The following is a 19,479-nucleotide window of genomic DNA, read 5'->3' as shown; positions in this document are numbered from 1 at the left end:
GATCAGACCCTGGGAACGGGCTGTGAGCTGGGCAGTTGCTCAGCGCCGGACTACTCGCTCGTCTCCGGTTCGTCTTCCGGGAGCACGGCATCCAGCGCGGGACCGACGATGCGCCGGAACGCCCGCCGGGGACGGCTCGCGTCGAGGATCGCTACCTCCAGCGTGTCGGGTCCCAGGCTGCGGGTGTCCGAACCGCTGCCCCCCGCCTTCAGGGCGTCGATGGCGATCCTCACCGCATCGGAGAAGTTGGCGTTCTCCGCGTACGACTCGTTGAGCTTCTCGATGATCGGTTCGGTCGTGCCGCCCATCACCACGAAGTGGGGTTCGTCGGCGATCGAGCCGTCGTAGGTGATGCGATAGAGCTCCGGCGCCCTTGTCTCGCCGAAGTGCGCGACCTCGGCCACGCACAGCTCGACCTCGTAGGGCTTGGCCTGCTCGGTGAAGATCGTGCCGAGCGTTTGGGCGTACACATTCGCCAGCTGGCGGCCGGTGACATCACGCCTGTCGTAGGCATAGCCGCGGGTGTCGGCGAACTGGATGCCGCCGCGCCGCAGGTTGTCGAACTCGTTGAACCTGCCCACCGCGGCGAACCCGACCCGGTCGTACAGCTCGCTGACCTTCTGCAGTGAGCGCGACGGGTTCTCGGCGACGAAGAGCACGCCGGAGTCGTATGCGAGCACCACCACGCTGCGCCCCCGCGCAATACCCTTGCGGGCGAGCTCCGAACGCTCGCGCATCGCCTGCTCGGGCGAGATGAAATACGGGAAGCTCACGAGTCACCCCGTGCATCGGTCGACGGGCCGGACGTGTGGTGGAATGTGTCTTCGCGAGAACGGCTTTCGATGACCTCACGGGCCAGCGCCGCGATCCGCTCTTCGGCCACCTCCTCGGCGCCGTCGGCTCCCAGAATCACCGCGGTCGGGTAGATGCCGCGGACCAGGTCGGGGCCGCCGGTCGCGGAGTCGTCATCGGCGGCGTCGTAGAGGCCCTCGATCGCCACCCGCAGTGCCGAATCGGCGTCGACCACCTGGGAGTACAGCTTCTTGATGGAGGACTTGGCGAAGATAGAGCCGGAGCCGACGGACTGATAGCCCTCTTCCTCGAAATTCCAGCCGCCCGCAGCGTCGAACGACACGATCCGACCGGCGGCCTGCGGGTTGGGGTCGCCCAAGTCGTAGCCGGCAAGCAACGGCAGCGCAATGAAGCCCTGCAGAGCCGCACCGAGATTGCCGCGCACCATGGTCGCCAACCGGTTCACCTTGCCGGGGAACGTCAGCGGCACACCCTCGACCTTCTCGTAGTGCTCGAGCTCGACGGCATACAGCCGGGCGAACTCGACGGCGATCGCCGCGGTGCCGGCAATGCCCGTCGCGGTGTAGTCGTCGGTGATGTACACCTTTTTCACATCGCGGCTGGCGATCATATTGCCCTGCGTGGCACGGCGGTCGCCCGCCATCACCACACCGCCGGGATACGTCAGCGCCACGATCGTGGTTCCGTGCGGCAGCGCGTCACCGGCTGCGAGCCCCTGATGCTCGGACCCGGTCCTGTTCATGGGCAGAAGCTCGGGCGCCTGACGGCGCAGCAGTTCAGAAAAGGATGACAGGTTCACGGGTACAGATGGTGCTCCGGGAAGCGATGACGGGAAGTGCAGCTGATCGCGTTGCGGCCAGCTCACTGGCCACCCTTCTGGACGTACGCGCGCACGAAGTCTTCGGCGTTCTCCTCGAGAACGTCGTCGATCTCGTCGAGCAGGTCGTCGGTCTCCTCGGTCAGCTTCTCGCGACGCTCTTGGCCGGCGGCCGTGCTTCCGGTGACGTCGTCGTCCTCGCCGCCGCCACCACCACGCTTGGTCTGCTCCTGAGCCATCGCTGCCTCCACCCATCGTCTTAAGCCTGTTTCCGGCGGGCCATGTTGCAGCCCGCCGGTTACTCCACACTACCGTTCGGTCGCCGGATTGCCGGGGATAGTGGGGCTAGTTGGTGAGCTGTTCTACCAATTCCGCAGCGCTGTCCACGGAGTCCAGCAGCGCTCCGACGTGCGCTTTGCTGCCCCGCAACGGCTCGAGCGTTGGAATCCTGACGAGCGAATCCCCACCGAGGTCGAAGATGACCGAGTCCCAGCTGGCGGCGGCGATATCGGCACCGAAGCGGCGCAGGCACTCGCCGCGGAAGTAGGCGCGGGTGTCCGTCGGCGGATTGTCGACGGCGTCGATCACCTGCTGTTCGGTGACGAGCCGCTTCATCGAGCCCCGCGCGACGAGCCGGTTGTAGAGACCCTTGTCGAGACGGACATCCGAGTACTGCAGGTCGACCAGGTGCAGGCGTGGCGCCGACCAGTTGAGGTTCTCCCGGCTGCGGAAGCCTTCGAACAACCGAAGTTTCGCGGGCCAGTCCAGGATCTCGGCACATTCCATCGGGTCCCGCTCGAGCAGGTCGAGTACGTGCGCCCACGTCTGGACGACGTCGGCGGCACGCGAATCGGGGTCGCGGCTGTCCACCAGCTTGGCTACCCGGTCGAGGTAGATCCGTTGCAGCGCAAGGGCGGTCAGTTCACGACCGTCTGCCAGCGCGACGGTGGCGCGCAGCGACGGGTCACGGCTGACCACGTGCACGGCGTGCACGGGACGGGCAAGCGCCAGGTCGGTGAGGTCCACGCCCTCTTCGATCAGGTCCAGCACCAGCGACGTGGTGCCGAGCTTGAGGTAGGTGGACGTCTCGGCGAGGTTGGCGTCGCCGATGATGACGTGCAGCCGCCGGTACTTGTCGGCGTCGGCGTGCGGCTCGTCGCGGGTGTTGATGATGCCCCGCTTGAGCGTCGTCTCCAGGCCGACCTCGACCTCGATGTAGTCGGAGCGCTGCGACAGCTGAAAGCCCGGCTCGTCACCCGACGGGCCGATCCCCACCCGGCCGGAGCCGGTGATGACCTGGCGGGACACCAGAAACGGCGTCAGACCCGCGATCACGGCGGAGAACGGCGTCTGCCGCGACATCAAGTAGTTCTCGTGCGAACCGTAGGACGCGCCCTTGCCGTCCACGTTGTTCTTGTAGAGCTGCAGCTTCGCCGCTCCCGGCACGCTGGCCACGTGGCGCGCGGCGGCCTCCATCACCCGCTCGCCCGCCTTGTCCCAGATGACCGCGTCCATCGGGTCCGTGCACTCGGGCGCCGAATACTCCGGATGCGCGTGGTCGACGTACAGCCGCGCCCCGTTCGTCAGGATCATGTTGGCCGCGCCGACCTCGTCGGCGTCCACGACCGGCGGCGGGCCCGCCGACCGGCTCAGGTCGAAGCCTCGCGCGTCGCGCAGCGGCGATTCCACCTCGTAGTCCCACCGGGTACGTTTGGCCCGCTGAATCCCCGCCGCCGCCGCGTAGGCCAGCACCGCCTGCGTCGATGTCAGGATCGGATTGGCGGTGGGGTCGGACGGCGACGAGATGCCGTACTCGACCTCGGTCCCGATAATCCGTTGCATATCCCCAAGACTAGGGGACGGAGCGAAGTAGCCTGCGGCTGTGCCATCGGACCGGGGCAAGGCTGACGCGGCAGAGGTCGCCCAACGCCGGGCAGCCGACCGCTGGTTCCTCGAGCGGGGCCTGCCTGGCGTGCTTCGGCCGGGGGCCCTGGTGCGTCGGCTCTGGCCGCGATCGGCATCGGCGTTGGCGGGGTTCGCGGTGTCCATGGCGTTCTCCGTCCTCGTCGTTCTCGTCACCGGCAAGCACACGATCGACATCAACGGCCACCCCACCCGCACAGAGTGGTTCGTCTTGGCGATGCTGGTATTGGTGCTTCCCGTCGCTGCGGTAGTCGGCTGGCGGGTCTCGCGAATCCGCAGTGTGCGCGCCCGCACTCTGGCGGCGTTCGTGTCGGTGGCGATAGCAGTCGCAGCCGGAATTGTGGGCGGGCCGAGCCCGCGGATCGTCACCAACCTCGTGTACGAGGGCATCGTGATCGGCGGTGCGTTGGTGCTCACCGCGTGCGGCGTTGGCTCCATCCTCGGATGGGGACTGCGGTCCGCCATGGAGAATCTCGCTTTCGTCGGCGCGCTGTTCGTGCGTGCGCTGCCCGTCGTGCTGCTGACCGTCCTGGTCTTCTTCAACACCAACGTGTGGTCGATGGCTTCGACCATCAGCCGCGGCCGGCTGTGGCTGGCCCTGCTGTTCCTCGCCGCCATCGCGGTCGCGTTCATCACCTCGGCCACGGCCGACCGGGTTCGACCGATGTTGTCGGCACCCCGGCCCTCCGAGGACGACGACGGACGCTTGGCAGGCACGCCGTTCGAGACGATGCCCGACCCCCCTTCGGCCGCGCCGTTCTCCCGGCCCGAACGCATCAACGTGGTGTTCGTAGCGGCCACATCGCAGGTGCTTCAGGTCGGGTTGGTGGCGATTGTCTCCGGCCTGATCTTCTTCGTCCTCGGTCTGATCGTGCTCAGCCCGGAGCTGCTGGCGCTGTGGTCGCGCAACGGGCCCGGCGACGGCGAGTTCCTCGGTATGACATTGCCGGTGCCTCAGTCGCTCATCCAGGTCAGCATGTTCCTTGGCGCAATGACGTTCATGTACATCAGCGCACGCGCCGTCGGCGACAACGACTACCGGACCCGCTTCCTCGACCCGCTCATCGACGATCTCCGGCTCACCCTGGTGGCGCGCAGCCGCTACCGGGCGGCCGTTTCCTGAGCAGTCATTCACACTGCAATTCCGCCATCGTCGCGGACAATGTTTGCCGTGCCGAATATGCGCGAGGTGAATCAGTGGTTCCTGCATCGCGGGTTGCCGCTGGTGCTGACCCGTCGGGTGCGCTCGCGCGCGCTGATCGAGCGGTCTGCGCCTGTGGTCAGTGGCGTCGGCGCGATCATCTCGCTGACGATGATGCTGGCCGAGCTGACCGGCGGCGACCCCGATTACGGGAATGTGATCCGGCTCGGAGTGCTCACCCTGCTGCTGATGGCCGCCCCGGTCGCGCTGTATCTGCTACACCAGAGCGGCACCACGCTGGGTAAGGCGGGCAGGCGCTCGGCCGCCCTTCTGGTGATGGCGCTCTTCGTCTTCGGGCTTCCGTTCGCCGACAGCGGTTTCTCCGGGTTCGCCGCCGCCGAGATCTTCGGGTTCGCGCTCGTCGCGCTGCTGGCGGTGTGGCTGACTTACCTCGGCTTCGGCGCCATCGCGTTGTGGGCGTTCCGGTACGCGCTGGTACAGGTTGGCGCGCTAGGCACGCTGATGAGCCGTGCGCTGCCACTGCTGATGCTGACCGTCGTGGTGTATTTCACCGGCGAGCTGTGGCAGTTGGCTGCCAGGATGACCCGGCAAAGGCTATGGCAGACAGTCGGATTCCTTGCTGTCGTGGCAATCGCCTTCATGGTCACCACGATTCGCGACGAGGTACACGCACTGCGCGATGATCGCGCCGAACAACACGATCCCGCCAAGCTGCTCGCGGGCACGCCGCTGGAACCCGAAGCGGGGCATCAGCCGACGCGCACCCCGCTGTCGCTTGCCGAGCAGATCAATGTGGTCGCGGTGATGGTGGTGTCCCAGGCGATCCAGGTGGTGTTCTTCACCGCGGGCCTGTTCGCGTTCTTCCTCGCACTCGGCATCATCGCCATTCCCGACGACGTGAGCGTGTTGTGGTCCGCCGAGCAAACCTGTTCCGTGGGCCAACCACCCTGCGCGGGAACATGGTTCGGTGTCCACATCCCCATACCGCAGACCGTGGTGCACACGTCGCTGTTCGTCGCGGTGCTTTCGGGGCTCTATTTCACCGTGAGCACAAGCGTCGACCCGCTGTACCGGCAGCGCTTCTTCGACCCGCTGGTGTCCGACGTGGCGACCAGCCTGGCCGGCCGCGACGCCTATCTCGAGATCGAGAACCGCAGCGTTAAGCCCGACCCCGTGGGCTAGAGGTACTGACCCAGGTTGGACTCGGTGTCGATGGCCCGCGAGGCACTCGACGACTTGCCCGTCACCAGCGTGCGGATGTAGACGATCCGTTCGCCCTTCTTGCCCGAGATCCGTGCCCAGTCATCGGGATTGGTGGTGTTTGGCAGATCCTCGTTCTCGGCGAACTCGTCGACGATCGAGTCGAGCAGATGCTGGATGCGCAAACCCTTCTGGCCCGTCTCGAGCACCGACTTGATCGCGTTCTTCTTCGCCCGGTCTACGACGTTCTGGATCATGGCTCCGGAGTTGAAGTCCTTGAAGTACATGACCTCCTTGTCACCGTTGGCGTAGGTGACCTCCAGGAAGCGGTTGTCGTCGATCTCGGCGTACATCCGGTCGACGACCTTCTCGATCATCGCCTTGATCGTCAGGCTGCGATCGCCGCTGAACTCGGCGAGGTCGTCGTCATTGATCGGCAGATCCTCGGTGAGGTACTTGCTGTAGATGTCCTGTGCCGCTTCGGCGTCCGGGCGCTCGATCTTGATCTTGACGTCCAGGCGGCCGGGCCGCAGGATCGCCGGGTCGATCATGTCCTCGCGGTTGGACGCGCCGATCACGATGACGTTCTCCAGGCCCTCGACACCGTCGATCTCCGACAGCAGCTGGGGAACCACGGTGGTCTCGACGTCGGAGCTGACGCCGGTGCCGCGGGTGCGGAAGATCGAGTCCATCTCGTCGAAGAACACGATCACCGGGGTGCCCTCGGACGCCTTCTCGCGAGCCCGCTGGAAGATCAACCGGATGTGACGCTCCGTCTCGCCGACGAACTTGTTCAGCAGCTCGGGGCCCTTGATGTTGAGGAAGTACGACTTCGCCTCGCGGGCGTCGTCGCCACGCACCTCGGCCATCTTCTTGGCCAGCGAGTTGGCCACGGCCTTGGCGATCAGCGTCTTGCCGCAACCGGGAGGCCCGTACAGCAGCACACCCTTAGGCGGTCGCAGGGAGTACTCCCGGTAGAGCTCCTTGTGCAGGAACGGCAGCTCGACGGCGTCGCGGATCTGCTCGATCTGGCGACCAAGGCCACCGATGTCGCTGTAGCTGACGTCGGGCACCTCTTCCAGCACCAGGTCCTCGACCTCGGCCTTGGGGATGCGCTCGAACGCGTAGCCGGCCTTGGTGTCGACGAGCAGTGAGTCGCCGGGCCGCAGCTTGCGTGGCCGCAGGTCGTCGTCGCGCTCGTCGTCGTACCGGTCGGGCAGGTCGGCCGTGGCGACCAGGGGCTCGGCCAGCCAGACGATGCGCTCCTCGTCGGCGTGGCCGACCACGAGCGCGCGATGTCCGTCGGCAAGGATTTCGCGCAGGGTGGAGATTTCTCCGACCGACTCGAAGTTTCCGACCTCCACGACTGTCAGCGCCTCGTTGAGGCGGACCGTCTGGCCCTGCTTCAAGCCCTTCGTGTCGATGTTCGGCGAGCATGTCAGCCGCATCTTGCGCCCGGAGGTGAAGACATCGACGGTGTCATCCTCGTGGACGCCGAGCAGCACGCCGTAGCCGCTCGGTGGCTGACCAAGCCGGTCGACCTCCTCGCGCAGCGCAAGCAACTGCTGGCGGGCCTCCTTGAGGGTCTCCATCAGCTTGGAGTTCCTGGCAGCGAGCGAATCGATCCTCGCCTCCAACTGGTGCACATCGCGGGCGCTGCGCAGACCACTCTGCGGACCCACCGCGCTCTCCAGCTGCTCACGCAGGACCGCTGCCTCGCGCCGAAGCTCCTCCAGCTCAGCCGCTTCGTCGCTGGACATCGGTGTCCCGTAGGATTCAGAACGCTCTGACTCGCTCATGTTGCGCTCCCTCCCCGCACCGCAAGTTGGTGCAGTAACAACATCAACGCTACCGGCGATTCAGCCTTTGTGTGTGGTGTAGGGATTCGACACACCAGCAACACTTGTTAACCTGAAGCTCGACTAGGTCCAATCGAAAGGACAGCCGTGACCCTGAAAACCCTCGTTACCGGCGTTGCCGCCGCCGCAGTGATGGGTGGTGCCGCGATGGGTGTGACGTCCATTGCTTCCCCCGCGATCGCCTCGGCAGATTGTGCCGACCAGGGCACCCTGCAAGGCGTGGTCGACAGCATCATCTCCCCCGACGGCGACTTCGCAGGCCCGAAGGGTCAGTTGATCTCACCGGCGCTCGGCTTCACCTCCGGCAAGCTCGCCAACGGTCAGCTGAGAAGCCTGTACGCACGGGGCGTCCTGCCGACCGATGTCAGCGTCGGCGCGCCCACCTGCAACGGCAATGCCGCGACCGCCCAGGTCTCGGCGCTCGGCAAGACCATGCCGATCACGTTCGTGAACGACGGGATCGGGTGGAAGGTCACCGCATCATCGGCGAATTCGGTGCTTGCCGCTTTGAAGTGAGCTCGGTCATCGTGCGGAAGCGGTCAACGGTTATCCCGTTGGCCGCTTTTGCGTTCTGTAGCCTGATCGCCGTATCCGGGTGCAACAGCGACGCGCCCCCTGCCGCGGAGCCGACCGCGGCGACGACGATGACGACGCCTGTCGCGGCGCCCGCCTCTTCTCCGCTTCCGGCCCCGCAGGCGCTGACCGATGTACTGGCCCGGCTGTCGGATCCCGCCGTCGCCGGCGCCGACAAGATCGGCCTGGTGGAGTTGGCGACCGCCGACGACGCCGCGGCGTTGGACAAATTCGGCAAGGCGCTGGCCGACAACGGTGCCCTGCCGCTGACGTTCGACGCCGTCGACCTGAAATGGTCGGAGACCGAGGTGGGAAACGTGGTGGCCACCGTCAACGTGACGACCGCCAACAAACCGCCGGGCAAGTTCAGCTTTCCGATGGAGTTCACACCCATCCGCGACGGCTGGCAGCTGACCCGTAAGACGGCCAACCTGCTGCTCGAATTCGGTGAAGGAGCGACCGCCACATCGCCTCCTCCGTGACCCGTCACCATAGAGGTATGTGGATCGGCTGGCTGGAGTTCGACCTTCTGCTCGGGGATGTCCATTCGCTGAAGCAGAAGCGGTCGGCTGTGCGGCCGGTGATAGCCGAACTGCACCGGCGGTTCGGCGTTTCCGCGGCCGAGACTGGATCCCAGCAGCTGCACCGGCGCGCCGGCGTTGGCATGGCCGTCGTGTCGGGCGACCGCACGCACGTCGTGGACGTGCTCGACGCCGCCGAGCGTCTGGTCGCCGCACGCCCGGAGATGGAACTGCTCTGCGCGCGGCGCGGACTACGGCGCAGCGACGACGACTAGATCTGCTTCTTGCGGCGCACCGGCATCGGGGCGACGGCACCGGGAGCCAGCTTTCGAGCGCTGATCAGAAATGCGGTGTGTCCGCGCATGGTCTGCTGTGGGCGCACGGCGAGCCCGACCACATGCCAGCCACGCTGCATCGTTTCCCACGCCCTCGGTTCGGTCCAGCACTGCTGTTCGCGCATCGCCTCGACGGTGCGCGACAGCTGCGTCACGGTCGCCACGTAGACGACCAGCACGCCGCCCGCCACCAATGCGTCGGCGATGCTGCCCAGCACCTCCCACGGTGCGAGCATGTCCAGCACGACGCGGTCCACCTCGGGCCCGCTGTAGTCGGCGACGTCGGCGATCACCAGATCCCAGTTCTCGGGCGTCCCGCCGAAGAAGGTCGCGACGTTGCGTGAAGCGTGCTCGGCGTGGTCGTCGCGTACGTCGTAGGACACCACCCGGCCTTCCGGCCCGACGGCACGCAGCAGCGAGCACGTCATCGCCCCCGACCCCGCGCCGGCCTCAAGTACGCGGGCACCGGGGAAGATGTCGCCCTCGTGCACGATCTGCGCCGCATCCTTGGGGTAGATCACCTGCGCCCCGCGAGGCATCGACATCACGTAATCGACGAGCAGCGGGCGCAGCACCAGGAAAGGATCGCCGTTGGCGGACTTCACCACGCTGCCCTCCGGCAGCCCGATCACGGCGTCGTGGGCGATCGCCCCTCGATGGGTGTGAAATTCGGCACCGGGGGTCAGCACCACCGTGTAGTGCCGACCCCGGACGTCGGTCAGCTGCACGCGATCGTCGGCGGCGAACGGACCGGTCCGCGCTTTCCCTGACACAGCCGATCAGCCTGCCAGCAGACGCGCCGACCTACGTGCCCGGGGTTGTCGGACCGGAGCCATAAGCTTCCCGTTATGGACCAGCAAGAGGTCCCGCCTCGGCCAACGGAGCATCGACGGCCTGCACTGTCGCCGTCGCGGGCCAGCGACTTCAAGCAGTGCCCGCTGCTGTACCGGTTCCGCGCCATAGATCGGCTGCCCGAGCCGTCCTCGACCGCGCAGCTGCGCGGGTCGGTGGTGCACGCCGCGCTCGAACAGCTCTACACGCTTCCGGCGCCCGATCGCGTCCCCGAGACGGCCCGCTCCCTGGTCGACCCGGCGTGGGACCGCATCGTCGCCGCCGAGCCCGGCCTGGCCGATGGCGTCGACTCCGCCGTGCGGGCAGCGCTCCTCGATGAGGCAAGGGCGCTGTTGTCCGGGTACTACCGGCTGGAGGACCCCACCCGGTTCGACCCGGAAAGCTGCGAGCAACGCGTCGAGGTCGAGCTCGCCGACGGCACCCTCCTTCGCGGTTTCGTCGACCGGATCGATATCGCCCCCACAGGCGAGATGCGGGTCGTCGACTACAAGACGGGCAAGGCACCGCCCGAGGCGCGTGCGCTCGCCGAGTTCAAGGCGATGTTCCAGATGAAGTTCTACGCCGTCGCACTGCTGCGGTCACGCGGCGTGCTGCCCGCCCGGCTGCGGCTGCTGTATCTCGCCGACGGCCAGGTGCTCGACTACTCCCCCGACCTCGATGAGCTGGAACGGTTCGAGAAAACCTTGATCGCCATTTGGCGGGCGATCCAATCGGCAGGTGCCACAGGCGATTTCCGGCCGCATCCGTCGCGCATGTGCGACTGGTGCGCCCACCACGCGCACTGCCCGGTGTTCGGCGGGACACCACCGCCGTACCCGGGTTGGCCGGACGACCCCGCCGAAGGCGGCGGGCCCGGTGACGATCCGGTGCTGTACTCCGCAGAGCCCGCTGCGTGACCAGCCCGATCTAACGCAGCGCTATATAGCCTTGCGGCTATATAGACACGGTGCAATACTTGTCCCATGGACGTGTTCGAGGCGATCGCGGAACCTAGCAGGCGCGCCCTGCTCGACGCGCTCACCCGAGGTGAGCGAACGGCGGGCGAACTCGTGGCCACGCTGCCCGGGCTGACTCAGCCGACGGTGTCCCGCCACCTGCGGGTGCTCCGCGAAGTCGGACTGGTCGAGGTGCGACCGGACGCCCAACGCCGGATATACGCGTTACGCGCCGATGGACTGGTCGAGATCGACGAATGGATAGACCGATTCCGGCGCTACTGGGCCGGTCACCTCGACGCACTTGAGCGCCACCTTCAAGCCAGCCACCGGGACGCGACATGACCGGGCGGCAAGGACGACTCAGCGTCTCGGGCGACCGCGCAATACTGACCTTCGAGCGGCGACTCCCCTATCCCGTCGAGGCGGTGTGGTCGGCGATCACCGATCCAGGCGAACGGGCCCAATGGTTCGGCGAGACATCGATCGATGCGCGCGAGGGCGGCATGATCGACATGGTCGCCACGGGGCCGCCGCTGCCCGTCGAGAAGAAGCGGATGACCGGACGCATCCTGGTGTGGGATCCCCCGCACGTGCTCGAGCACGAATGGAAGCAGGCCATCGTCGAAGACAGCGTGGTGCGCTACGAACTGCATGTCGATGGCGACGGAACCCTGTTGCGCTTCACCCACCGCGGCCTCGGCGCCAGGAATGCCGGCGGCTTCCGCGGCGGAACCCACGCGTTCCTCGACCGCCTAGAGGCATACCTCGCGGGCGATGAGCTACCCGACTGGGCGATCAGACGCCAAGAAGTTGTTAGAGAACATCAGGAGTAAGCATGGTACTCAACGGATCTCACATCGCTGCGCCGACACTCGTCGTCGCCTACCACTCGGGCTTCGGCCACACCGCGATGCTGGCCGAGGCCGTGGCCGCGGGCATGCGGGACGAGGGCGCACACGTCACGCTGATCACCGTCGGTGCGATGGCCGACGACGACTGGGACACCCTCGACGGCGCCGACGGAATGGTCTTCGGCACTGCGACATACATGGGCAACGTGTCCGCGGCATTTCAGTCGTTCGCCGAGCAGACCGGACGACGGTGCCAGAACGGCACCTGGCGCGACAAGGTGTCAGCCGGCTTCACGAACTCCGGCGCGAAGGCCGGTGACAAGATGCACACGCTGACGTCGCTGGCGGTGTTCGCCGCGCAGCACCACATGCATTGGGTGAACCTGGGATTGGCTGCAGGCTGGAACAGCTCGGCGGGCAGCGAGGACGACCTCAACAGGCTCGGCTTCTGGCTCGGCGCGGGCGCGCAGAGCGATGTGGACGCAGGCGCGGATCAGGTGCATCACTCAGATGTCGCGACGTGCCGCCGGCTCGGTCGGCGCGTCGCGCTGGTCACCCGGCAGCTGAATCTCGGTCGAGCGGCGTCATCTCCTGCAGCATCGTCGGCACCAGTTCGCTGACCGTCGGGTGGATGTGCATCGTGCGGGAGATAGACGTGTAGGGGTCCTTGGCCGACATGATGTCGAGGATGGAGTGGATGACTTCGTCGCCGCCGACGCCAAGGATCGCGGCGCCGAGAATCTCCTTGGTCTCGGCGTCGACGACGACCTTCATGAAGCCTTGCGTCTCCCCCTTTTCGACGGCGCGTCCGACACGGGTCATCGGTCGCTTGCCCACCAACGCTTTTCGGCCTGACTCGCGCACCTGGTCGACGGTGAGACCGGCGCGGCCCAATGGCGGGTCGATGTAGAGCGCATAGGTGGGCACCCGGTCGCTGATCCGACGCCGGTCGTTGTCGAGGAGGTTGGCGGCCACGATCTCGAAGTCGTTGTACGAGGTGTGGGTGAACGCCCCTTTGCCGTTACAGTCGCCCATCGCCCAGATGTGGTCGACGTTGGTGCGGCACTCGTCGTTGACGACGACGTTGCCGCGGGCGTCGGTTTGCACGCCCGCGTTCTCCAGACCGAGGTCGTCGGTGTTGGGCCGCCGTCCGATCGCGACAAGCAGGTGGGAGCCGACGATGGGCTGGGCGCCGTCGCGCGTTATCACCTCGAAGCCCTTGTCCTGCTTGCAGAACGAGATCGCGGTTGCGTCCAGTTCGATGGCGATCCCCTCCTTCTCGAGGATCTCCTTGATGGCCGCCGACACATCCTCGTCCTCGCGCGATGTCAGCCGCGGGCCCTTTTCGATGACGGTGACCTCGGCGCCGAAGCGCCGGTACATCTGGGCGAACTCGAGCGCGATGTAGCTGCCACCGATGATGACGAGGTGTTCCGGCACGGTGTCCAGGTCGAGGATTCCGACGTTGGTCATGTAGTCGATGTCGGCCAGACCCGGCATGTCGGGCACGACGGCACGCCCCCCGACGTTCAGAAAGATCTTGTCCGCCTGCAGAATCAGGTCGTCGACCGCAATGGTGTGCGGATCGGTGAAGCGCGCGTGCCCGCGGATCAGCGTGCAGTTGTCCATTCCCTCGAGCCAGGACTCGAGGCCGGCCCGGTCGTCGGTCATGACCTTGTCCTTGCGCGCCTTGACCGTCGACATGTCCACGCTGACATCGCCTGTGCCGATGCCGTATTCGGCACCGCGTCGAGCCGTCTGGGCGGCGTGCGCGCTGGCGACGAGTGTCTTGGTCGGAATGCAGCCGGTGTTCACACATGTGCCGCCGACGAGTTTGCGTTCGATCACCGCAACCGACTGACCCGCGGCGGTCAGCCGGCCTGCCAGTGGTGGACCCGCCTGACCGGCGCCGATGATGATCGCATCCAATTTGGTTGGCACAGTCGGCATTTAGATGACCGATGCCAGCGCGACAACCGCAAACCCGCCGACGATCGCGATGGCGTCCTCGACGAGTGCGACCGGCAGATCGTGTCCGCCGTTGGCCGCCACCAGCCGCTGGCGCCCCTCGGCACCGCCGAGTGTGCCGATGACGGCGCCGATCAGCGCCGCGCCGATCGCCCCGACCACCACCCACGCCGTCGGGTTCAAGACGGCACCTGTGGCGAGAACCGCGCCGGCGAACGCGCCGGTGAACAGCCGTGCTCCGAACTGCTGAGGTACCCGCCGACTCGGTGTGCGCGGAAGTTGGTCGGTGACCAACTCGCCGAGCGCCAGGATGGTCAGCACCGTCACCGTGATCGGGTGGGCCACCCATTGTGCCCATGTGCCGTCCAGGCCGATCCAGCCCAGCGCCCCCGCCCATGCCACCACCGCGGGCGCGGTCAGCGCGCGCAGACCCGCCACCACACCGAGCAGCAGCGCGAGCAGCAGAACCAGGAAATACGTCATGCGAACCTCTCAGACCGGGGAAAATCTCACCCGGACGCTAACACGCAGAGGTGGACGAGACCGGGCGAAGTCAGAAGCGGCAGAACCTGATGTCGGAGGCCAGTATTGCCTTGGCGCCGATGGCCGCCAGCTTGTCCATGATGGCGTTGACGTCGCGCCGCGGGACCAGCGCGCGCACCGCCACCCAGGCCGCATCGGCCAGCGGTGCGATGGTCGGCGACTCGAGGCCGGGCGTGACGGCGGTGGCCGCATCGAGCACGGTGCGCGGGCAGTCGTAATCCAGCATCAGGTACTGCTGGCCGAACACCACGCCCTGCACCCGGGCGGCCAATTGGTCACGGGCGGCGGTGTTCTTGTCGCCGGGGTCGGCGCGTTCGATCAGCACCGCCTCCGAGTCGCACAGCGGCTCACCGAACGGAACGAGGTCATGCAGTCCCAGTGTGCGACCCGAGCCGACCACATCGGCGATGGCGTCGGCCACGCCGAGCGCAACGGAGATTTCCACGGCACCGTCGAGGCGGATGACGGTGGCCTCAACTCCGTTCGCCGCCAGGTCTTTTCGAACCAGATGGGGAAATGCGGTAGCGATTCGCTTGCCTGCCAGGTCGGAAACCGTCCAGTCGCGGCCTGCAGGGGCGGCGTACCGAAATGTCGACGACCCGAATCCCAGGGCGAGCCGCTCGCGGACGGGGGCATCCGATTCTGCGGCCAGGTCCCGGCCCGTGATACCGAGATCCAGCTGGCCCGATCCGACATAGATCGCAATGTCCTTGGGACGCAGAAAGAAGAACTCGACATTGTTGACCGGATCGATGACCGTCAGATCTTTCTGATCGGACCGTCGACGGTAACCGGCCTCGGAGAGGATTTCGGCGGCCGGTTCGCTCAGCGTGCCCTTGTTGGGCACGGCGACCCGCAGCATGCCGTTCACAGGTTCTCGTACACGTCGTCGAGGGAGAGGCCGCGGGAGATCATCAGCACCTGCGTCCAGTACAGCAACTGGCTGATCTCAGACGCCAGCGCGTCGTCGCCCTCGTGTTCGGCGGCCAGCCACACCTCGCCGGCCTCCTCGAGGATCTTCTTGCCCAGCCCGTGCACGCCGCCGTCGAGCGCGGCGACGGTGCCGCTACCGTCCGGCCGGGTGCGCGCTTTTTCGCTGAGTTCGGCGAACAACGCGTCGAAGGTCTTCACGGCACGCGATTGTTCCACGTCAGCGGCACAACCGTCACGCGGGTTTCACATGGACTACGCCTTTGCGGTCGGCCGATCGTCTTCACGCACGATGCTGCCGTGCATGTCCTCCAGAGAGACGCCCTTCGTCTCCATCACCCATTTCCACACGAAGAGGCCGGAAAGCACCGCGCAGAGGCCGTAGAAGCCGTACGCCAGGCCGAGGTGTTCGCGCAGCCCGGGGAAGGTGACGGTGATCAGCCAGTTCGCCGCCCACTGGCCGGCGGCGGCGAGGCCGAGGGCAGCCGCGCGGATGCGGTTGGGGAACATCTCGCCGAGCAGCACCCAGACGACCGGGCCCCAGGACATGCCGAAGGCGACGACGAACAGGTTCGCGGCGATCAGCGCGACGTAGCCGGATATTCCGGGAAGGCTCGGGTTGCCGTCGGCGTCGAGCGTGGCGTTGGCAAAGACGACCGACATCGTGATCAGGGTCACCGCCATCCCGGATGATCCGATGAGCAGCAGCGGTTTACGCCCGATCTTGTCGATCAACGCGATCGCGATGAGCGTCGTCAGCACGTTGATCACCGAAGTGATCACGGTGTACTTGGCCGAATCGTCGGCGCTGTATCCGACGGCCTGCCACAGCACGTTGGAGTAGTAGAAGATCACGTTGATGCCGACGAACTGCTGGAAGACCGACAGCCCCAGACCGACCCATACGATGCCGTAGATGCCGCCGGTCGGCTTGCGCAGATCCTTCCAGGACGGCTTGTCCTCGCGTTCCAGCGTCTCCTTGATGCGGTCGATCGTGATCTCGAGGTTCTTTTTGCCCAGCAGCATGGTCAACACGCGACGGGCTTCCGGAATCTTGTGGCTGGCAACGAGATACCGAGGAGACTCGGGAATGGTGAACGCCAGGCCGCCGTACAGCAGCGCAGGTATCGCCATCACCATGAACATCCAGCGCCAGGCATCAAGCCCGAGCCACAGCGGTTCGTTCGGGCCGCCTGCGATGTGCTGCAGCACCCAGTTGACCGCAAAGGACAAGAAGATGCCGGACACGATGGCCAGCTGCTGAAGTGACCCGAGGCGGCCACGGATGCCCGGCGGCGATGTCTCGGCGATGTACGCGGGGGCGATGACCGATGCGACGCCGACCCCGATGCCGCCGACGACCCTGAACGCGACCACCAGCCACACGTTGGGCGCCAGCGCGGTACCGATTGCGCTGACCAGGAAGAACGCCGCCGCGATCTTCATCACCGAGATGCGGCCGATCGCATCGGCGATCCGCCCCGCGGACATCGCTCCGACTGCGGCACCGAGCAGCGCGGACGCCACGGCGAAGCCCAGCTTCGCGTTGTCGATATTGAAGTCTTCCTGGATCGAATCCACCGCGCCGTTGACCACGGCGCTGTCGTAGCCGAAAAGCAGACCGCCGAGGGCTGCCACCGAAGCGATCCTGACCGCGGTTCGGCCCGATGAGAAGTCCTCGTCGGAGATCGGTAACGACGATTCGTCACCTACGGGTGCATTGGAACCTGCCATGGGCGTCCCTTTCGCAGCGTTGCGTGCGTGATCCGGGTCACGTGTACCCCTGTCTTACCATTGGCAAGCACGCTGCGGGGTGAAGTTAGGCCGAGCGTTCTCCGGCGCCGCCGACGAGGTCGGCGTGGATGCGCCGCAGTTGGGCGGAGTCCACCCCGGCCAGCGAACTCAAATGGCTTCGCCCTCGTGCGGGGGGCACGTCGACATCGTTCGGCACCACCAGGACCGGGCATCCCGCGCCTTCGGCGGCCGCCGTCCCCGTCACCGAGTCCTCGACCGCCAGACACTGCTGCGGCGCCAATCCCAGCAACTCGGTGGCACGCAGGTACGGGTCCGGAGCGGGTTTGCCATTGACAACCTCGTCGCCGCATACCGTGGCCGAAAAATAATGTCGGCCAATACCGTTCAGCGCACGCTCGGTCAGCGCGCGCTGGGTGTTGGTCACCAGCGCCATCGGAGTGCCTTCGGCGGCAAGCTCTTCCAGTAACTCGTGCGCCCCGGCACACCACGGCAAACCGCTGTCGAACAACTCGGCGGTGTAGTCGTTGAGCCAGCGACTGGAGTCGGCCATCGCGTCGGGATCGAGTTCGAGCCCGAGGTCGGTGTAGATGATCCGCATGGTGTTCTCGGCCACGCTGCCCACCATCGATGCCCGCACGCCCGGCGTCAGGACGCCACCGAGCTTTTCGTACAGGGCGGCTAACGACACGTCCCATACTTTTTCCGAGTCGACGAGGGTGCCGTCCATGTCCCACAGCACCGCCTTCACGTCCGCGATTGTGTCACGGGCGCCACGTAGCGTGAAATCATGACCATTCTCGTGACCGGTGCCACCGGCAACATCGGCAGGCGCATCGTCAATCACCTGATCGACATGGGCGCCAACGACATCCGCGCTTTGACCACCGATCCGGCTAAGGCGAACCTGCCCGCCGGTGTGACGCCGGTCGTCGGGTACCTCGGCAGGCCCGAGTCGCTTCCGGCTGCGCTGGAAGGCGTCGATCGGATGTATCTCGCGCCGCTGCCCAAAACGCTCGACGTGACACTCGAACTGGCCAAAGCGGCCAACGTCTCCTACCTCGTCGCGCTGTCCGGCGTCGGATATTGGCAGGCGCAAGCCGACGCTGTCGCGGCCTCCGGGCTCGCCAACACGCAACTCGGGCCGGGCGAATTCCTGGAGAACCTTGCCCTGTGGGCCGACCAGATCACGAGAACGGCGACCGTCCGCGACCCGTATCCGGACGTGGTGGAGGCACCGATCTCGATGGACGACATCGCCAGGGTGGCCGCGACGCTGTTGATGCAGCCGGAGCAGTCCCACCACGGTCGGATGTATGCGATCACCGGCCCGCAGTCGTTGACCCGTGCACAGATCGCCGAGGAGATCGGTGTCGGCATCGGCGTGGATGTGTCGTTCGAACAGTGCAGCCGCGATGAGGCGATCGAGGCGCTGCGACCGGCGATGGGCGCCGAAGCCGCGTGGTACCTCGACACGGTCGCAGATTTCGCCGACAAGCCGCAGCAAGCCAATCAGCTGGTCGCCGGGCTGACCGGCGTACCCGCCCAGTCGGTCGCCGACTGGGCGCGACAGAACGCCGCGCTGTTCGGCGTGGGTCAGTCCTCGGGGTTGTAGCCGAGGTTGGGCGCAAGCCAGCGCTCGGCTTCGGCAAGCGTCCAGCCTTTGCGCTTCGCGTAGTCGGCGACCTGGTCCTGCGCTATCCGGCCGACCACGAAGTACTGCGACTGCGGGTGCGAGAAGTACCAGCCGCTGACGGCGGCACCGGGCCACATCGCCATCGACTCGGTCAGCTCGATGCCGGTCCGCTCCTTGACGTCCATCAACTCCCAGAGCGTCGCCTTCTCGGTGTGCTCCGGGCAGGCCGGGTAGCCGGGGGCAGGCCGGATCCCCCGGTACTTCTCACCGATCAGTGCGTCGTTGTCCAGCTGCTCGTCGGGCTGGTACGCCCAAAACTCCTTGCGGACCCGTTGGTGCATCCGTTCGGCGAACGCCTCTGCCAGCCGGTCGGCGAGCGACTCCAGCAGGATCGCGTTGTAGTCGTCGTTGGCCGCCTTGAACTCGACGATCTTGTCTGCGCTACCGAGCCCCGTGGTGACGGCGAAGGCGCCGACGTAGTCGGCCAGACCGGTGTCCTTGGGCGCGACGAAGTCGCCGATGCTCCGGTTCGGGATGCCGTCCCGGTGCTCACCCTGCTGGCGCAGGTTGTGCAGCCTGGTCAGCACCTCGGTACGGGTCTCGTCGGTATAGACCTCGATGTCGTCGCCGACCGCGTTGGCCGGGAAGAACCCGATCACGCCGTTGGCAGTCAGCCACTTCTCCTTGATCAGGGTGTCGAGCATCTCCTGGGCGTCGTCGTACAGCTTGCGGGCCGTCTCGCCCGAGACCGGGTTGTTGAGGATGTCGGGGAAGCGGCCCTTCATCTCCCAGGCGTTGAAGAACGG

23 protein-coding genes are annotated in these 19,479 nt (G+C 66.4%); 10 read left to right on the top strand and 13 right to left on the bottom strand.

Going from position 1 to position 19,479, the window contains the following annotated elements:
• Positions 1-50: 50 nt before the first annotated feature.
• The 4 genes from prcA to dop all read right to left on the bottom strand — a co-directional run bounded on the left by prcA (position 51) and on the right by dop (position 3,472).
• Entirely contained in the window at positions 51-773 is a 723-nt protein-coding gene (gene prcA, locus QOJ24_RS04840; protein WP_526259642.1) for a proteasome subunit alpha, read from the bottom strand.
• Entirely contained in the window at positions 770-1,678 is a 909-nt protein-coding gene (prcB, locus tag QOJ24_RS04835) for a proteasome subunit beta (protein ID WP_526259640.1), read from the bottom strand. Before prcB ends, prcA begins: the two co-directional genes overlap by 4 nt.
• On the bottom strand, positions 1,675-1,869 hold the full coding sequence (locus QOJ24_RS04830; RefSeq protein WP_264010673.1) for a ubiquitin-like protein Pup: 195 nt from the start codon (positions 1,867-1,869) through the stop codon (positions 1,675-1,677). Before QOJ24_RS04830 ends, prcB begins: the two co-directional genes overlap by 4 nt.
• A 106-nt stretch (positions 1,870-1,975) precedes the next feature.
• Positions 1,976-3,472 carry a pup deamidase/depupylase gene (gene dop / locus QOJ24_RS04825; protein ID WP_526259638.1) on the bottom strand — a complete coding sequence of 499 codons (1,497 nt, stop codon included), beginning with the start codon at positions 3,470-3,472 and terminating at the stop codon, positions 1,976-1,978.
• 40 nt (positions 3,473-3,512) lie between these two features.
• Here dop and QOJ24_RS04820 point away from each other — a divergent pair, with 40 nt between their 5' ends.
• A complete protein-coding gene (locus QOJ24_RS04820) occupies positions 3,513-4,676 on the top strand; it encodes a hypothetical protein (RefSeq protein WP_526259636.1) in 1,164 nt (387 codons plus the stop codon).
• 57 nt (positions 4,677-4,733) lie between these two features.
• Positions 4,734-5,897, top strand: coding sequence for a hypothetical protein (locus QOJ24_RS04815; protein WP_526259634.1), 1,164 nt, complete (start codon positions 4,734-4,736; stop codon positions 5,895-5,897).
• Here QOJ24_RS04815 and arc read toward each other — a convergent pair.
• A complete protein-coding gene (arc, locus tag QOJ24_RS04810; protein WP_526259633.1) occupies positions 5,894-7,714 on the bottom strand; it encodes a proteasome ATPase in 1,821 nt (606 codons plus the stop codon). The two genes, QOJ24_RS04815 and arc, sit on opposite strands and share 4 nt — an antisense overlap.
• 147 nt (positions 7,715-7,861) lie before the next feature.
• Here arc and QOJ24_RS04805 point away from each other — a divergent pair, with 147 nt between their 5' ends.
• Genes QOJ24_RS04805 through QOJ24_RS04795 form a run of 3 tightly spaced genes read left to right on the top strand, consistent with a single transcriptional unit; the run spans position 7,862 to position 9,143 of the window.
• A complete protein-coding gene (locus QOJ24_RS04805) occupies positions 7,862-8,290 on the top strand; it encodes a hypothetical protein (RefSeq protein ID WP_526259631.1) in 429 nt (142 codons plus the stop codon).
• An 8-nt stretch (positions 8,291-8,298) separates the two neighbouring features.
• On the top strand, positions 8,299-8,829 hold the full coding sequence (gene lppK, locus QOJ24_RS04800) for a lipoprotein LppK (RefSeq protein ID WP_526259693.1): 531 nt from the start codon (positions 8,299-8,301) through the stop codon (positions 8,827-8,829).
• 17 nt (positions 8,830-8,846) lie between these two features.
• Positions 8,847-9,143 carry a DUF503 domain-containing protein gene (locus tag QOJ24_RS04795; RefSeq protein WP_526259629.1) on the top strand — a complete coding sequence of 99 codons (297 nt, stop codon included), beginning with the start codon at positions 8,847-8,849 and terminating at the stop codon, positions 9,141-9,143.
• Here the strand turns inward: QOJ24_RS04795 and QOJ24_RS04790 are convergent.
• The gene (locus tag QOJ24_RS04790) at positions 9,140-9,976 is read right to left on the bottom strand and encodes a class I SAM-dependent methyltransferase (protein ID WP_526259627.1); all 837 of its coding nucleotides are present in this window, start codon (positions 9,974-9,976) and stop codon (positions 9,140-9,142) included. The genes QOJ24_RS04795 and QOJ24_RS04790 overlap by 4 nt on opposite strands.
• 75 nt (positions 9,977-10,051) lie before the next feature.
• Here QOJ24_RS04790 and QOJ24_RS04785 point away from each other — a divergent pair, with 75 nt between their 5' ends.
• The 4 genes from QOJ24_RS04785 (at position 10,052) to QOJ24_RS04770 (ending at position 12,464) form a co-directional block, all read left to right on the top strand.
• On the top strand, positions 10,052-10,951 hold the full coding sequence (locus tag QOJ24_RS04785; RefSeq protein ID WP_526259625.1) for a RecB family exonuclease: 900 nt from the start codon (positions 10,052-10,054) through the stop codon (positions 10,949-10,951).
• 66 nt (positions 10,952-11,017) lie between these two features.
• Positions 11,018-11,335 (top strand): ArsR/SmtB family transcription factor, encoded by a 318-nt coding sequence (locus QOJ24_RS04780; RefSeq protein ID WP_526259623.1) that lies wholly within the window; start codon positions 11,018-11,020, stop codon positions 11,333-11,335.
• Positions 11,332-11,826, top strand: coding sequence for an SRPBCC family protein (locus QOJ24_RS04775; RefSeq protein WP_526259621.1), 495 nt, complete (start codon positions 11,332-11,334; stop codon positions 11,824-11,826). Before QOJ24_RS04780 ends, QOJ24_RS04775 begins: the two co-directional genes overlap by 4 nt.
• A 2-nt stretch (positions 11,827-11,828) precedes the next feature.
• On the top strand, positions 11,829-12,464 hold the full coding sequence (locus QOJ24_RS04770) for a flavodoxin family protein (RefSeq protein WP_526259619.1): 636 nt from the start codon (positions 11,829-11,831) through the stop codon (positions 12,462-12,464).
• On the opposite strand, the gene QOJ24_RS04765 is transcribed toward QOJ24_RS04770, so the two are convergent.
• The 6 genes from QOJ24_RS04765 to QOJ24_RS04740 all read right to left on the bottom strand — a co-directional run bounded on the left by QOJ24_RS04765 (position 12,397) and on the right by QOJ24_RS04740 (position 17,788).
• The gene (locus tag QOJ24_RS04765; protein ID WP_526259617.1) at positions 12,397-13,794 is read right to left on the bottom strand and encodes an FAD-containing oxidoreductase; all 1,398 of its coding nucleotides are present in this window, start codon (positions 13,792-13,794) and stop codon (positions 12,397-12,399) included. The genes QOJ24_RS04770 and QOJ24_RS04765 overlap by 68 nt on opposite strands.
• Entirely contained in the window at positions 13,795-14,295 is a 501-nt protein-coding gene (locus QOJ24_RS04760) for a DUF4126 domain-containing protein (protein ID WP_526259615.1), read from the bottom strand.
• A 70-nt stretch (positions 14,296-14,365) separates the two neighbouring features.
• Positions 14,366-15,217: an ATP phosphoribosyltransferase gene (gene hisG / locus QOJ24_RS04755; protein ID WP_526259691.1), complete on the bottom strand. Its 852-nt coding sequence runs from the start codon at positions 15,215-15,217 to the stop codon at positions 14,366-14,368.
• Positions 15,218-15,222: 5 nt separating this feature from the next.
• Positions 15,223-15,504: a phosphoribosyl-ATP diphosphatase gene (locus QOJ24_RS04750; protein WP_526259613.1), complete on the bottom strand. Its 282-nt coding sequence runs from the start codon at positions 15,502-15,504 to the stop codon at positions 15,223-15,225.
• Positions 15,505-15,540: 36 nt separating this feature from the next.
• On the bottom strand, positions 15,541-17,019 hold the full coding sequence (locus tag QOJ24_RS04745) for a sugar porter family MFS transporter (protein WP_526259612.1): 1,479 nt from the start codon (positions 17,017-17,019) through the stop codon (positions 15,541-15,543).
• Positions 17,020-17,104: 85 nt separating this feature from the next.
• Positions 17,105-17,788, bottom strand: a complete 684-nt coding sequence (locus tag QOJ24_RS04740; RefSeq protein WP_526259610.1) for an HAD family hydrolase — start codon at positions 17,786-17,788, stop codon at positions 17,105-17,107.
• A gap of 39 nt (positions 17,789-17,827) precedes the next feature.
• Between QOJ24_RS04740 and QOJ24_RS04735 the strand changes: the two genes are divergently transcribed.
• Entirely contained in the window at positions 17,828-18,652 is an 825-nt protein-coding gene (locus QOJ24_RS04735) for an SDR family oxidoreductase (RefSeq protein WP_526259608.1), read from the top strand.
• On the opposite strand, the gene QOJ24_RS04730 is transcribed toward QOJ24_RS04735, so the two are convergent.
• Positions 18,634-19,479: vitamin B12 dependent-methionine synthase activation domain-containing protein (locus QOJ24_RS04730; RefSeq protein WP_526259606.1), on the bottom strand; the 846-nt coding region annotated here is incomplete at its 5' end. The genes QOJ24_RS04735 and QOJ24_RS04730 overlap by 19 nt on opposite strands.

The organism is Mycobacterium sp., from assembly GCF_032159775.1.
GTDB lineage: Bacteria > Actinomycetota > Actinomycetes > Mycobacteriales > Mycobacteriaceae > Mycobacterium.
The sequence above is the reverse complement of the archived record's forward strand: the minus strand, read 5'-3'. Positions and strand labels throughout refer to the sequence as shown.

Bases quoted from the DNA above. Each gene is read 5' to 3' on its own strand.
- QOJ24_RS04830 (WP_264010673.1), bottom strand. From the start codon at position 1,869: ATGGCTCAGGAGCAGACCAAGCGTGGTGGTGGCGGCGGCGAGGACGAC.
- dop (WP_526259638.1), bottom strand. From the start codon at position 3,472: ATGCAACGGATTATCGGGACCGAGGTCGAGTACGGCATCTCGTCGCCG.
- QOJ24_RS04815 (WP_526259634.1), top strand. From the start codon at position 4,734: ATGCGCGAGGTGAATCAGTGGTTCCTGCATCGCGGGTTGCCGCTGGTG.
- arc (WP_526259633.1), bottom strand. From the start codon at position 7,714: ATGAGCGAGTCAGAGCGTTCTGAATCCTACGGGACACCGATGTCCAGC.
- QOJ24_RS04795 (WP_526259629.1), top strand. From the start codon at position 8,847: ATGTGGATCGGCTGGCTGGAGTTCGACCTTCTGCTCGGGGATGTCCAT.
- QOJ24_RS04785 (WP_526259625.1), top strand. From the start codon at position 10,052: ATGGACCAGCAAGAGGTCCCGCCTCGGCCAACGGAGCATCGACGGCCT.
- QOJ24_RS04780 (WP_526259623.1), top strand. From the start codon at position 11,018: ATGGACGTGTTCGAGGCGATCGCGGAACCTAGCAGGCGCGCCCTGCTC.
- QOJ24_RS04775 (WP_526259621.1), top strand. From the start codon at position 11,332: ATGACCGGGCGGCAAGGACGACTCAGCGTCTCGGGCGACCGCGCAATA.
- QOJ24_RS04770 (WP_526259619.1), top strand. From the start codon at position 11,829: ATGGTACTCAACGGATCTCACATCGCTGCGCCGACACTCGTCGTCGCC.
- QOJ24_RS04765 (WP_526259617.1), bottom strand. From the start codon at position 13,794: ATGCCGACTGTGCCAACCAAATTGGATGCGATCATCATCGGCGCCGGT.
- QOJ24_RS04760 (WP_526259615.1), bottom strand. From the start codon at position 14,295: ATGACGTATTTCCTGGTTCTGCTGCTCGCGCTGCTGCTCGGTGTGGTG.
- hisG (WP_526259691.1), bottom strand. From the start codon at position 15,217: ATGCTGCGGGTCGCCGTGCCCAACAAGGGCACGCTGAGCGAACCGGCC.
- QOJ24_RS04745 (WP_526259612.1), bottom strand. From the start codon at position 17,019: ATGGCAGGTTCCAATGCACCCGTAGGTGACGAATCGTCGTTACCGATC.
- QOJ24_RS04735 (WP_526259608.1), top strand. From the start codon at position 17,828: ATGACCATTCTCGTGACCGGTGCCACCGGCAACATCGGCAGGCGCATC.